Origin of the sequence: Streptomyces sp. SID3212, assembly GCF_009865405.1 — a bacterium.
In the GTDB taxonomy this organism is placed as follows: domain Bacteria; phylum Actinomycetota; class Actinomycetes; order Streptomycetales; family Streptomycetaceae; genus Streptomyces.
This window is the reverse complement of sequence record NZ_WWJY01001147.1, coordinates 1-13,325: the sequence shown is the minus strand read 5'-3', so window position 1 is coordinate 13,325 and position 13,325 is coordinate 1. Positions and strand designations below refer to the sequence as shown.

The following is a 13,325-nucleotide window of genomic DNA, read 5'->3' as shown; positions in this document are numbered from 1 at the left end:
GCGCGCGCGGGCCGCCATCGCCGCCCTGCTGCCGGGCCGGGGCGACCCCTGGATCGGCCGGGCCGCCTCCCACGGGTCGCTGATCTTCGCCGACGTCGGCTGGGACGACTCCGGCCGCTGGGACCTCGCCGGGCTCGTGGACCTGGAGCACTGCGAGGCGTTCCTGCCCAACGCGGAGGAGGCGATGCGCTACACGCGCACCGACGACCCCAGGAAGGCCGCCTGGAAGCTGGCCGAGAAGGTGCCGCTCGCCGTGGTCACGCTGGGCGCGGAGGGCGCGTACGCCGTGGACGGGCGCACCGGCGAGAGCGCCCAGGTCCCGGCCATCGGGGTGGAGGCCCTCGACCCGACGGGCGCGGGGGACGTCTTCGTGGCCGGGTTTGTCACCGGGACGCTCGCCGGCTGGCCGCTCGCGGACCGGCTGGCCTTCGCCGGGCTGACCGCCGCGCTGTCGGTCCAGGAGTTCGGCGGGTCGCTCTCCGCGCCCGGCTGGTCGGAGGTGGCGACCTGGTGGCGGTCGGTGCAGCGGGTCCCCGACCAGGATCCGGCGGCGCTGCGGCGGTATGGCTTCCTGGAGGGCCTGCTGCCCGCGCCGAGCAGGCCGTGGCCGCTGCGCAGGGCCGTACCGACGATCGGATTCGGGCGCGTCGGCTGATCCGGCCGGCGGGCGCGGCCGTCCGCGCTCCCGGGGGCGCGACAGGGCGCGGGACGAGGGCGCGCGAAGGCGCGCGGAAAAGTCCTACGGTGTTGTCGGTGCGGGGTCGTAGGCTGGTGGTCCAGAGGTTGTCGAGCGGCGAGAACCCTGCAACGGGAGGTATGCGCAGGCCACAGTGCCGGCCCATGACTCAGACACCTACAGCCCAGACCCCCGCACCGGCGCAGGCGCGTGCCCAGTTCACCGTCCCCGACAGCCACCCCATGGTGACGGTCCTGGGTTCGAGGGATTCCCTGCTGCGTGTGATCGAGAAGGCGTTCCCGGCCGCAGACATCCATGTCCGGGGAAACGAGATCAGTGCGACAGGCAGCGCGGCGGACGTCGCGCTCGTCCAGCGCCTGCTCGACGAGATGATGCTGGTGCTCCGCACCGGTCAGCCGATGACGGAGGACGCAGTGGAACGTTCCATCGCCATGCTCAGAGCGAGCGAGAGCGGCGGGGCTGACGGCGAGGAGACCCCCGCCGAGGTGCTCACGCAGAACATCGTGTCCAGCCGTGGACGCACGATCCGCCCCAAGACCCTCAACCAGAAGCGGTACGTCGACGCGATCGACAAGAACACGATCGTGTTCGGCATCGGCCCCGCCGGTACCGGCAAGACCTACCTCGCCATGGCCAAGGCGGTCCAGGCCCTCCAGTCCAAGCAGGTCAGCCGCATCATCCTGACCAGGCCCGCCGTCGAGGCGGGGGAGCGGCTCGGCTTCCTGCCGGGGACGCTCTACGAGAAGATCGACCCGTACCTGCGCCCGCTCTACGACGCGCTGCACGACATGCTCGACCCCGAGTCGATCCCTCGCCTGATGGCGGCGGGCACGATCGAGGTCGCGCCGCTGGCGTACATGCGTGGTCGTACGCTCAACGACGCGTTCATCATCCTGGACGAGGCGCAGAACACCAGCCCCGAGCAGATGAAGATGTTCCTCACCCGCCTCGGCTTCGAATCGAAGATCGTCATCACCGGTGACGTGACCCAGGTCGACCTCCCGGGCGGCACGAAGAGCGGTCTGCGGCAGGTCCAGGAGATCCTGGAAGGGGTCGACGACGTGCACTTCTCCCGGCTGACGTCGGAGGATGTCGTACGGCACAAGCTCGTCGGCCGTATCGTCGACGCCTACGAGCAGTACGACAGCCGCAACGGCAACGAACAGCACCGCTGAACGAAGCGTGCGCGGCACTAATCGGGAGAGTCTCACCGCACCATGTCGATCGACGTCAACAACGAGTCAGGCACCGAGGTCGACGAGCAGGCGATTCTCGACGTCGCCCGCTACGCGCTCACCCGGATGCGCATCCACCCGCTCTCCGAACTGTCGGTGATCGTGGTGGACGAGGCCGCCATGGAGCAGCTGCATCTCCAGTGGATGGACCTGCCGGGTCCGACCGATGTCATGTCCTTCCCGATGGACGAGCTGCGTCCGCCGGTGAAGGACGACGAGGAGCCCCCGCAGGGGCTCCTCGGTGACATCGTGCTCTGCCCCGAGGTCGCCAAGAGGCAGGGCGAGGAGGCGCCGACGCGGCACTCCATGGACGAGGAGCTGCAACTCCTCACCGTCCACGGGGTGCTGCATCTCCTCGGGTACGACCACGAGGTGCCGGACGAGAAGGCCGAGATGTTCGGTCTCCAGGCCGCGATCGTCGACGGGTGGCGGGCCGAGCACGGGCTCGAAGGGCCCTCGCCCGCCCCGACCGTCTCGTGACCGCCCAACTGATCGTCGGGGCCGTCGCCCTGGTCGTCGTCGCCTGGCTGGCGGCGTCGGCCGAGGCGGGGCTGGCCCGCGTCTCCAGCTTCCGGGCGGCCGAGGCCGTCAGGTCGGGGCGCCGGGGCGCGGCCAAGCTCGCGCAGATCGCCGCCGACCCCACGCGCTACCTGAACGTGGCCCTGCTGGTGCGCGTCGCCTGCGAGATGGCCGCCGGCGTGCTGGTCACGTACGTCTGCCTCAACGGGTTCGACGACACGTGGGTGGCGCTGGTCGTCGCCATCGGCGTCATGGTCCTGGTGTCGTACGTCGCGGTGGGGGTCTCGCCGCGCACGATCGGCCGCCAGCATCCGCTGAACGTGGCCACGGCGTCCGCGTACGTCCTGCTGCCGCTCGCCAGGGTCATGGGCCCGGTCCCGCAGCTGCTGATCCTCCTCGGCAACGCGCTCACGCCCGGCAAGGGCTTCCGCAAGGGGCCGTTCGCCAGTGAGGCGGAGCTGCGCGCGATGGTCGACCTCGCCGAGCAGGAGTCCCTGATCGAGGACGACGAGCGCCGGATGGTGCACTCCGTCTTCGAGCTGGGCGACACGCTCGTGCGCGAGGTGATGGTGCCGCGTACGGACCTGGTCGCCATCGAGCGGTCCAAGACGATCCGTCAGGCGCTGACCCTGGCCCTGCGCTCCGGTTTCTCGCGCATCCCGGTGACGGGGGAGAACGAGGACGACATCGTCGGCATCGTCTACCTCAAGGACCTGGTGCGGAAGACCCACATCAACCGGGACTCGGAGGCCGACCTGGTCTCCACGGCGATGCGCCCGGCGGCCTTCGTCCCCGACACGAAGAACGCGGGCGACCTGCTGCGCGAGATGCAGCAGGAGCGCAGCCATGTCGCCGTCGTCATCGACGAGTACGGCGGTACGGCCGGCATCGTCACGATCGAGGACATCCTGGAGGAGATCGTCGGCGAGATCACCGACGAGTACGACCGTGAGCTGCCCCCGGTCGAGGAGATCGGCGACGGCTCCTACCGGGTCACGGCCCGGCTGGACATCGGCGACCTCGGGGAGCTGTTCGGGCTCGACGCGTTCGACGACGAGGACGTGGAGACGGTCGGCGGGCTGCTCGCGAAGGCACTGGGCCGGGTGCCGATCGCCGGGGCGAGCGCCAAGGTCGACCTGCCGGACGGCCGGACGCTGCGGCTGACGGCGGAGTCCCCGGCGGGTCGCCGCAACAAGATCGTGACGGTCCTGGCGGAGCCGGAGCCCGTGCGGCAGCCGCATCCGTGACGGCACCGGGGGAGCCCGTGGCCGCCGGTGCGGCGGCGGCCGGGGACATGACGGCGGCCGAAGTGACGTCCTGCTGCCTGGAGTTGAACGGGACGTCGCACGACGTCCCGTTCCCGGGCAGCCCCGGCCTGACCGTGTTCCGGGTCGGGGGCAGGATCTTCGCGTTCTGCGCCCCGGAGGAGCGCCCGCTCAAGGTCTCGCTCAAGTGTGATCCGGAGGAGGCGATCCGGCTGCGGGCGGCCCATCCGCAGATCGTCCCCGGCTGGCACCTCAACAAGCGGCACTGGAACACGGTGACGGTCGCGGGCCTGCCCGCCCGGATGGTCCGCGAACTGATCGAGGACTCGTACGACCTGGTGGTGGCCGGCCTGCCCAGGGCGGACCGGCTCCGGCTCGACCGCCCCTGAGAGGCCGTTCCTGAGAGGCCGCTCCTGAGGCGGCCGTTCCGGAACGGCCGCCCCGGAACGGCCGCCCCCCCCCCGCTACGCGTTGTCGGTCTTGGCGCGGCGGACGCGGCGCCGTATCGCCGGGCCGATCCGTACCGCCGCCCGGCGCTCGACGCCCGACAGCCGCTTCTCCAGATCGGCGACCAGCTTCCGGAGCTCCTTGTTCTGCTTGGTGAGCGAGGTCACGGCGCGCTCGCTCCGCTCCGCCCGCTCGTGCAGCCTGCTGATCCGGTACTGGAACGCCCCGTCGTCGGAGCCGTCCCACACACCGATCGGCGACGGCAGTTTCAGCGCGGCGAGACGGGTCTCGTAGGCCGCGCCGCCGTCCCCGTGGGTGAAGGTGTTCTGGAGGTTGTTCCGGCCGAGGAACTCCCGGAAGCGGCGGAAGCGCTCCGCGTGCCCGTCCACCAGCGGCCGGTAGTCGGCCTGCGCGTACAGGTCCGCCGGGTGGATGTCGCCGGGCAGCCCCCGGAGCATCCGGTGCGGGATGTCGAAGTACCGGCAGAGCTCCAGGGTCCGCGAGTCGTGGACCAGGACGACGGCGGGCGTCCCGGACAGGAGCGCCGCGATGTTGCCGTGGATGCGGGTCCCGTACGCGAAGTCGAACGTGGACAGCTCCTCCAGCCACGTCCTGGGGTCCAGCGGGACCCTGACCTTGTTCTCCTGGAACAGCGGGTGCGAGAGCCGGCGCGGCAGCGCGTCGTCGTTCCCCGAGGCCTCAGAGGTGTCGCCCCAGAAGAGCAGCTGGGCGTCGGTCATGTTCTGCGCGAAGTACGTGAGGTGGGGGAAGCGCCGGTACGCGTGGTCGGCGAGCCCGGCCACGTCGCCCACCGTCACCGCCCCCGGCGACAGGTTGATCGCTATCCGGGACGCCGCGTCGATCGTGCCGGGACGGCTCAGGGCGGGGAACGTCTCCCCGTGCAGGAACATCGACGGACAGCCGATGATGTCGACCTCGGCCTCGGAGAAACCCAGGTTGTGGAGGTACGAGGCGGTCAGTTCACCCCGCACGCCGATGGACGCGGATCTCTCCAGCACCGCCCGGCAGAACCGTTTCACGGACGCCTCGATGGGGCCCAGCCGCTTGACGTCGAACGTCTCGTCGGCCTGGGCCCCGACACCCAGGACCACCACCGGAATGGTGAGTTGCTCGATGAGGGTGGACAGCCGGTCCAGGGAGGCCTTGAAGGACGGGCGGAAGGCGTTGGCGAGCGGGACGACAAAAACGTCGTACCGCTCGTTGATCTCCTTCGCCCGCGCGGCACTCGTGTCGGTCGGCAGACCGTTGGACGTGATCTCGGTGTGCTCCGTGAGCAGGATCTTGTGGGTGGCGTCGCTGAACAGCAGGTTGCCCGAGTTCGTGCCGATCAGATCCTGGTGCAGGAACTCCTCGCGCGACGCGACACGGAACGGGCTCTTGCCGGAGCGGATGAGTATGCGCTTCATGGGCCTTGTCTCTCTTGCTCGGCTCACCGGCGGAGGGGGGAGAGCGAACGCTGCTCGCGGCGCCGGTCAAGGAAACCTTGAACAGGGGGTGAACGGGACGATACCCCAGGTCAAACAAGGGAAGGCCAGAATATTTCACGTTATGGAGTGCTTTGGGTAGAGCCCTTCACGATCCTTTACAGCCGATCCTCAGGACGGCCGGGCGATCACGCCGCGCGGCGTCCGCGCAGGCCCGCCGCCACCAGGAGCCCCACCGCCACCACGATCGCCGCGTCGGCGGCGAGAACCAGCCTGACCCCGTCGTACAACCCGCCGTGGGTGGTGGCGAGGACGCCCAGCAGCGGGATCCCGATCGTGAGGCCGACCTGCTGGGTCGTGGTCACCAGGCCCGTGGCGAGGCCCTGTTCCCCGTCCGGGACGCCGGACGTCACGGTCAGTCCGTACGCGATGATCGCGCCCAGATGGCACATGCTCGCCAGCGAGACCGCCACCGTGGCCAGGATCACCCCCGAGCCGGCACCGATGCCCAGCAGCGCGGCGGTGAACACCCCCTGGCCGACCAGGGATCCCACGAGCGTACGGCGGGCGCCGAGGCGGCCGATCACGCGTGGGGCCAGCATGCCCGCGACCACCGACATCACCCCCTGGAACCCGAAGACCAGACCCGTCTCGAACGAGCTGAGGCCCAGGGTCTCCTGGAAGTAGAGGGTGAGGACGAACACCACCGTGCTCATCATCGAGAAGGTGACCAGTCCGCCCAGGTTGCCCCACGCCACGGTCCGCCGCCGCAGCATCGGCAGGGAGACCAGGGGAGCGGCGCTGCGGGACTCGACCGCGCCGAACGCCACCAGCAGCGCGACGCCCGCGACGAGCGTCGCCAGGACGTCGGTGCCGCCGAAGCCGCGCTCGGCGGCGGTCGACAGGGCGTAGATCAGCGCGAGCAGGCCGCCGGTGACGGTCACCGCGCCGGGGACGTCGAGACGGGGCCGCTCGGGGGTACGGGACTCGGGCAGCAGCCCCGGCGCCAGGGCGAGCACGATCACCGCGGCGACCGCCAGCAGCCCCATGGTGGACCGCCAGCCCAGCGTGTCCGTCATCACCCCGCCGAGCACCATCCCGACGGTGAAGCCCAGCGAGAGCAGCGTCCCGCTGATGCCGAGCGCCCGGTCGCGCTGCGGGCCTTCGGGGAACGTGGTGGTGAGGAGCGACATCCCGGTCGGCACGATGACGGCGGCGCCGAGCCCCTGGAGCGCCCGTCCGGCCAGGAACACCTCGGGGTTCCAGGCGAGGGTGGCGAGCAGCGAGGCGGAGCCGAAGACGGCGAGGCCGGTGAGGAAGAGCCTGCGGCGCCCGTAGAGGTCGGCGATCCGGCCGAAGAGCAGCAGGAAGCCGCCGGACGGCAGGGCGAAGGCGGTGACGCCCCACTGGAGCGCGGACCGGCTCATGCCCAGGTCCTCGCCGAGGACCGGCAGGGCCACGTTCAGTACGGAGAAGTCGAGCGCCACCATGAACTGCGCGGCGCAGAGCACGAAGAGGATCAGCCTGGCGCGGCCGGTGAGCCGCGCGGGCGCGGGCGCCGGGGGGTGGTCGAAGGCGGGGACGGCGGACGGGGCGGCGGCCCGGCCGGGGGCAGCGGCGGCGGTCCGGGCAGAGGTGCCCGGGCTGTCCGGCGGCGTCGGGGCGGAGGTCTCGGTCGGCATGGCCCCAGCCTGCGTTCGCCGGAATAGCCGTGGGGAGCGGGTACTTATCCTGTTGGCGGGACCACCAGGCAGCAGGGCGGGGGGAGTTCTTCGTGACCACGGAGACCGGCAGGACGCGTCGCCTCGGCGAGCTGCGCGAGTTCCTGATGAGCAGGCGGGCCCGGGTCACCCCGGGCGAGGCGGGGCTGCCGGACGGCGGCGCCCGGCGCCGTACGCCGGGACTGCGGCGCGAGGAGGTCGCCGTCCTCGCGGGCGTCGGGGTCTCCTGGTACCAGTGGCTCGAACAGGGAAGGGACATCACCGTCTCGCCGCAGGTCCTGGACTCGGTGGCCCGGGTGCTGCGGCTGAGCGCCATCGAGCGCCGTCATCTGTACGTCCTGGCGGGGCTCAACCCGCCCGCGCCGCAGGTGCATCCGGAGGCCGCCGACATGTGCGACGGGCTGCGCCGGATGATCGACGCGTGGATGCCGTACCCCGCGCACATCATGGACTGCTACTGGAACACGGTGATGTTCAACGGCGCGGCGGGCGCGGTGCTCGGGATGCGGGCGGGGAGCCCCCGGAACTGCCTGATCACGTTCTTCACCGACCCGATCTACCGCGCCCGGCAGAAGCAGTGGGAGAAGATCGCGCCGCTCGTCGTGGCGCAGTTCCGGGCGGCCTGCTCGGAGTGCCCCGACGACGAGGGGTTCCAGGCGGTGGTCGAGGAGGTCATGGCGTCCAGCGAGGAGTTCGCGGTGCTCTGGAACCAGCGGGACATCGCGCCCGCCGGGCAGGTGCGCAAGGAGTTGGAGCACCCGGTGGTGGGCACGCTGTACGTGGAGTCCACGCACCTCAGGGTGCCCGCCAGGCCCGACCTCGCGATCGTCCTCCAGACCCCGCTGCCCGAGACGGACACGGCGGCGAAACTGGAGTGGCTGGCGAGCCCGGAGGGCGTACGCGGCTCGCTGTACCCGCTCGCGGGCTGAGCGGGCGGGGGGCCGGCCCGGCGGCGGCCGATCCGGCGGCGATCCGATGGCTGATCCGGTGGCTGATCCGGTGGGCGTCTGACCGGCCGGGGGCCGTCGCGGGCGCCGCCGTACGGCTCCTATGCTCACCCCATGACGCAGAGCACCGGCCCCGGTCCCGAACTCGACCCCGAGGACCGCAAGATCATCACCCTGGCCCGCAGCGCCCGCGCCCGCAACGGAGTCGCCGAGGGCGCGGCCGTACGGGACGACACCGGCAGGACGTACGTCGCCGGGACGGTCGACCTGCCCTCCCTGAAGCTCAGCGCCCTCAGGACGGCCGTCGCGATGGCCGTCGCCAGCGGGGCCGGCTCCCTGGAGGCCGCGGCGGTCGTCTCGGAGGCCGCCGCCGTCGCGGACGACGACCGCGCCGCCGTACGGGACCTCGGCGGGGACCTGACACCCGTGCTGCTGGCGGGCCCCGACGGGGTCCCGCGCGCGACCGTCCAGGCGGGCTGACGGGGACCCGGCGGCCCGCCGCCCGGGCCGTCCCCGGCCGGATCGGCGTGGATCTGGTCGGCGGGGCGTGAACGATCGGGGAGAATGGGCGCCATGAGCGCTCGTACCCCCTCTTCGTCCGAGGCAGCCGGAGCAGCGGAAGCCCCCCACCGGGCCGGCTTCGCCTGCTTCGTCGGCCGCCCCAACGCGGGCAAGTCCACCCTCACGAACGCTCTGGTCGGTCAGAAGGTGGCCATCACCTCGAACCGGCCGCAGACCACGCGTCACACCGTCCGGGGCATCGTCCACCGGCCCGAGGCGCAGCTGATCCTGGTCGACACCCCCGGCCTCCACAAGCCGCGCACACTCCTCGGCGAGCGCCTCAACGACATCGTGCGCGCGACGTGGTCCGAGGTCGACGTGATCGGCTTCTGCCTGCCCGCCGACCAGAAGCTCGGCCCCGGGGACCGGTTCATCGCCAAGGAACTGGCGGGGATCAAGAAGACGCCGAAGGTCGCCGTCGTGACCAAGACGGACCTGGTCGAGTCCAGGACGCTCGCCGAGCAGCTCATCGCCATCGACCAGCTGGGCAAGGAGATCGGCCTGGAGTGGGCCGAGATCGTCCCGGTGTCGGCGGTCGGCGACCAGCAGGTCGGCCTCCTGGCCGACCTCCTCGTCCCGCTGCTCCCCGTGAGCCCCCCGCTCTACCCCGAGGGCGACCTCACGGACGAGCCGGAGATGGTCATGGTCGCCGAGCTGATCCGGGAGGCCGCGCTGGAAGGTGTACGGGACGAGCTGCCGCACTCGATCGCGGTGGTCGTCGAGGAGATGCTGCCGCGCGAGGACCGCCCGGCGGACAAGCCGCTGCTCGACATCCATGCCAACGTCTACATCGAGCGGCCCAGCCAGAAGGGCATCATCATCGGCCCGAAGGGCAAGCGGCTCAAGGAGGTCGGGACCAAGTCGCGCAAGCACATCGAGGCGCTGCTCGGTACGCCGGTCTTCCTCGACCTGCACGTGAAGGTCGCCAAGGACTGGCAGCGCGACCCGAAGCAGCTGCGCAAGCTGGGCTTCTGAGGTCAGGCCGACACCACTTCGGTCCGGCCGACACTCCGTGATTGCCCCGTCACGCCGTTATTCTTCTTGTCGTGTCGACCACTGATCACACCGGTGTCCTGCGTGAGGGGTTCGCACGTTTCCTGGAACGGCTCCGAGAGGTCGGTGAGGACGAGGACGACCCGGTCGCCGAGCTGTTCGCGCTCTGCCGCGCGTACCGGGAGTTCGCCCTCGCCGAACCCGACGTCTACGCCGTCCTGTTCGGTGGCTCCGGACTGTCCGGCTTCCAACCGGGCGTCGCCCATCGGGAGATGGGTCTGTACGTGCTCCGCGTGCCGAACGGCGCGATCCAGCGGGCCGTGGCGGCGGGCCGGTTCCGGCCGGCCGACGAGGGGCTGCTCGTCCGCCGCCTGTGGTGCCTGCTGCACGGCATGGCCGAGCTGGAGCGGACCGGCTACCTGCCGGGCCGCTACGGCCACCGGGCCTTCCTGGACGCGGCCGTACGGGACTTCGCGGTCGGCGCGGGCGACACCTTCGAGGCGGCGACCGCCTCAGGCGCCTTCCTTGAGGACGCGTGAGACGAGCGTGCGCTGTGCCTCGGACAGGTGCGGGTCCGCGCAGTGGAAGACCCGGCCGTCGACCGTGACCGTATAGCTGAAACCGTCGGGCACCACCGGCCCGGGCGCCTCCTGGGCGTCCGCGACCGCCTGTTCCGCCAGGGCCCGCCAGCCGGCCGCGTCGGGCAGGGCCGAGATGTCGATCCCGGCCCTGCGTTCGATGCCCGCGAAGCCGCCTGTGCGCCGTACGTCGATCCGCATGGGTCCTGTCTAACGCACCCCGGCCGTTCGCGGGAGGGCGACTCACGAGCGCCCGCACGCCGGCTCACGCCGTACGGAGACGGGCTCACGCCGTACGGACACCGGCTCACGCCGTCGGGACCCCCACCTCCGCCCACGCCTTGACCACGGCCTCGTGCTCCGCCGTGCCGTCCCCGTAGCGGGCGCCGGCCGCCGCCACCGTGAGCCGGGCGAAGTCCGTGAAGTTCGCGTCGACCTCCAGGTCGCCGCCCGTCAGCACGTCGAACCAGATCTGCCCCGCCCGCTCCCAGGACTTCCCGCCCAGCTGCGTGGCGAGCAGGTGGAACGCCCGGTTGGGGATGCCGGAGTTGATGTGCACCCCGCCGTTGTCGCGGCCCGTACGCACGTAGTCGTCCATCGACCCCGGCTGCGGGTCCTTGCCGAGGACGTCGTCGTCGTACGCGCTCCCCGGCTCCTTCATCGAGCGCAGGGCGACCCCGGTGACACGCGGGGCGAGGAGCCCGGCGCCGATGAGCCAGTCCGCGTCGGTGGCGGTCTGGTCCAGGGTGTACTGCTTGACCAGGGAGCCGAAGACGTCCGAGACGGACTCGTTGAGGGCGCCCGGCTGGCCGTAGTAGCTGAGGTTGGCGGTGTACTGCGTCAGGCCGTGGGCCAGTTCGTGCGCGATCACGTCGACGGGCAGCGTGAAGTCGAGGAAGATCTCGCCGTCCCCGTCGCCGAACACCATCTGCTCGCCGTCCCAGAACGCGTTGCCGTACTCCCGGTCGTAGTGGACGCTCGCGACGAGCGGCAGGCCGGCGCCGTCCAGCGAGTCACGTCCGTACGCCGACAGCAGCAGCTCGAACGTGGCGCCGAGCCCGTTGTACGCGCGGTTGACGGTGGCGTCCGTGCCGGGCTCGTCGCCCTCGGACCTGACCTTTCTGCCCGGCAGGGCCGTACGGTTCCCGCAGTCGTGGATCGTGCGCGCGGGCTTGCCGGTCGGTGCGTCGGAGGCCGCGGGCGGCCCCAGGGTGGTCGTGAGCGCGCGGCGCGTACGGCGCGCGGAGTCCGCCTCCAGCGTGCGGCGGGCGGGTCCGGAGAGGGCCGGGTCGTCGGACCTGGCGAGCTTGTCGAGCACGTGCGGCGGCACGATCGTGCAGAAGACGGGGTGAGGGGCGGCCTGGGGGGCGGTTGAACCGGTGGCATCCATAAGAAGAATGTGGCACTGTGTAGCGGCCCTGTCACTCAAAGCCACCATGATGGCTGAAATGGAGTGATCTGCCGGTATTCGGTCCCGCATACTGATACGGACGGCTCCGGATGCCCGGGCTCGGCTACAGTGCCACGCATCATGCGTTTCGGGCTGCTTCTCCTTAGCTGCCGCGGCGAGGGTCTGTAGTCGCAGGCCGACCCCCTCCCCGCGGAGTCTGGTGTTGCGGTTTTCCCGCCCCGTCGGCCGTCCCAGCGGACACACGAGGAGCCCCTGCGCCATGCCTGACCCTTCCGCCACTTCTGTCGGTCGCCCCACGCCCCTGACCAACGCGACCCACACCCAGAAGCCCTCCGGAATGCCGATCCACAAGTACGGCCCGTACGAGGCCGTCGCGATCCCGGACCGTACGTGGCCCGAGAAGCGGGTCACCACCGCGCCGCGTTGGCTCTCCACCGACCTGCGGGACGGCAACCAGGCCCTGATCGACCCCATGTCGCCGGCGCGCAAGCGTGAGATGTTCGACCTGCTGGTACGCATGGGCTACAAGGAGATCGAGGTCGGCTTCCCGGCGTCCGGAGCGACCGACTTCGCGTTCGTACGGTCGATCATCGAAGAGGGCGCGATCCCCGAGGACGTGACGATCTCCGTCCTGACGCAGGCACGCGAGGAGCTGATCGAGCGCACGGTGGAGTCCCTGCGCGGCGCCCACCGGGCGACGGTGCATCTCTACAACGCGACCGCGCCGACCTTCCGCCGTGTGGTCTTCCGGGGGACGAAGGAGCAGGTCAAGCAGATCGCCGTGGACGGGACGCGGCTGGTGATGGAGTACGCGGAGAAGATCCTCGGCCCCGAGACGATCTTCGGTTACCAGTACTCGCCGGAGATCTTCACGGACACCGAGCTGGACTTCGCGCTGGAGGTCTGCGAGGCGGTCATGGACGTCTGGCAGCCGGAGGCCGGCCGCGAGATCATCCTCAACCTGCCCGCCACCGTGGAGCGTTCGACGCCGTCCACGCACGCGGACCGCTTCGAGTGGATGTCGCGGAACCTGTCCCGCCGGGAGTTCGTCTGCCTGTCCGTGCACCCGCACAACGACCGGGGTACGGCCGTCGCCGCCGCCGAACTGGCCCTGATGGCCGGCGCCGACCGGATCGAGGGCTGCCTGTTCGGCCAGGGCGAGCGCACCGGCAACGTCGACCTGGTGACCCTGGGCATGAACCTCTTCTCGCAGGGCGTCGACCCGCAGATCGACTTCTCGCAGATCGACGACATCCGCCGCACCAGCGAGTACTGCAACCAGATGGAGATCCACCCGCGCCATCCGTACGTGGGCGACCTGGTCTACACGTCCTTCTCCGGCTCCCATCAGGACGCCATCAAGAAGGGCTTCGACGCGATGGCGGCGGACGCCGAGGCGCGCGGCGTGACGGTGGACGAGATCGAGTGGGCGGTGCCGTACCTGCCGATCGACCCCAAGGACGTGGGGCGTTCGTACGAGGCGGTCATCCGGGTCAACTCGCAGTC

General features: G+C 71.0%; 14 protein-coding genes. 10 read left to right on the top strand and 4 right to left on the bottom strand.

Annotation, left to right across the window (positions count from 1 at the left end; translation table 11 throughout):
- From GT042_RS34400 to GT042_RS34380, 5 genes are all read left to right on the top strand, one after another.
- Nucleotides 1–655 (top strand): PfkB family carbohydrate kinase (locus GT042_RS34400; RefSeq protein WP_237531477.1); only part of this gene is annotated, 655 nt, incomplete at its 5' end.
- Between the two features lie 185 nt (nt 656–840).
- Nucleotides 841–1,872 (top strand): PhoH family protein, encoded by a 1,032-nt coding sequence (locus tag GT042_RS34395; RefSeq protein ID WP_161312614.1) that lies wholly within the window; start codon nt 841–843, stop codon nt 1,870–1,872.
- A gap of 42 nt (nt 1,873–1,914) precedes the next feature.
- Nucleotides 1,915–2,412, top strand: coding sequence for an rRNA maturation RNase YbeY (gene ybeY / locus GT042_RS34390; protein WP_161312613.1), 498 nt, complete (start codon nt 1,915–1,917; stop codon nt 2,410–2,412).
- Nucleotides 2,409–3,698 (top strand): hemolysin family protein, encoded by a 1,290-nt coding sequence (locus tag GT042_RS34385; protein ID WP_161312612.1) that lies wholly within the window; start codon nt 2,409–2,411, stop codon nt 3,696–3,698. Before ybeY ends, GT042_RS34385 begins: the two co-directional genes overlap by 4 nt.
- Nucleotides 3,699–3,745: 47 nt before the next feature.
- Entirely contained in the window at nt 3,746–4,105 is a 360-nt protein-coding gene (locus GT042_RS34380) for an MmcQ/YjbR family DNA-binding protein (protein WP_161312616.1), read from the top strand.
- 75 nt (nt 4,106–4,180) lie between these two features.
- On the opposite strand, the gene GT042_RS34375 is transcribed toward GT042_RS34380, so the two are convergent.
- Both GT042_RS34375 and GT042_RS34370 read right to left on the bottom strand, forming a co-directional pair.
- Complete coding sequence (locus GT042_RS34375; protein WP_161312611.1) at nt 4,181–5,590, bottom strand: polysaccharide pyruvyl transferase family protein; 1,410 nt, start codon at nt 5,588–5,590, stop codon at nt 4,181–4,183.
- Nucleotides 5,591–5,796: 206 nt separating this feature from the next.
- Nucleotides 5,797–7,290: an MFS transporter gene (locus GT042_RS34370; protein ID WP_161312610.1), complete on the bottom strand. Its 1,494-nt coding sequence runs from the start codon at nt 7,288–7,290 to the stop codon at nt 5,797–5,799.
- 146 nt (nt 7,291–7,436) lie between these two features.
- Here GT042_RS34370 and GT042_RS34365 point away from each other — a divergent pair, with 146 nt between their 5' ends.
- The 4 genes from GT042_RS34365 (at nt 7,437) to GT042_RS34350 (ending at nt 10,369) form a co-directional block, all read left to right on the top strand.
- Nucleotides 7,437–8,258 carry a helix-turn-helix transcriptional regulator gene (locus GT042_RS34365; RefSeq protein WP_161312615.1) on the top strand — a complete coding sequence of 274 codons (822 nt, stop codon included), beginning with the start codon at nt 7,437–7,439 and terminating at the stop codon, nt 8,256–8,258.
- Nucleotides 8,259–8,390: 132 nt separating this feature from the next.
- Nucleotides 8,391–8,756, top strand: coding sequence for a cytidine deaminase (locus GT042_RS34360; protein ID WP_161312609.1), 366 nt, complete (start codon nt 8,391–8,393; stop codon nt 8,754–8,756).
- A gap of 84 nt (nt 8,757–8,840) precedes the next feature.
- The gene (gene era / locus GT042_RS34355) at nt 8,841–9,812 is read left to right on the top strand and encodes a GTPase Era (protein WP_161312608.1); all 972 of its coding nucleotides are present in this window, start codon (nt 8,841–8,843) and stop codon (nt 9,810–9,812) included.
- Between the two features lie 71 nt (nt 9,813–9,883).
- The gene (locus tag GT042_RS34350) at nt 9,884–10,369 is read left to right on the top strand and encodes a TetR-like C-terminal domain-containing protein (RefSeq protein WP_161312607.1); all 486 of its coding nucleotides are present in this window, start codon (nt 9,884–9,886) and stop codon (nt 10,367–10,369) included.
- Here the strand turns inward: GT042_RS34350 and GT042_RS34345 are convergent.
- Entirely contained in the window at nt 10,343–10,609 is a 267-nt protein-coding gene (locus tag GT042_RS34345) for a protealysin inhibitor emfourin (protein ID WP_161312606.1), read from the bottom strand. The genes GT042_RS34350 and GT042_RS34345 overlap by 27 nt on opposite strands.
- 106 nt (nt 10,610–10,715) lie before the next feature.
- Entirely contained in the window at nt 10,716–11,798 is a 1,083-nt protein-coding gene (locus tag GT042_RS34340; RefSeq protein ID WP_161312605.1) for a M4 family metallopeptidase, read from the bottom strand.
- Between the two features lie 280 nt (nt 11,799–12,078).
- Between GT042_RS34340 and GT042_RS34335 the strand changes: the two genes are divergently transcribed.
- A partial coding sequence (locus GT042_RS34335; protein WP_161312604.1) for a 2-isopropylmalate synthase occupies nt 12,079–13,325 on the top strand: 1,247 nt, incomplete at its 3' end.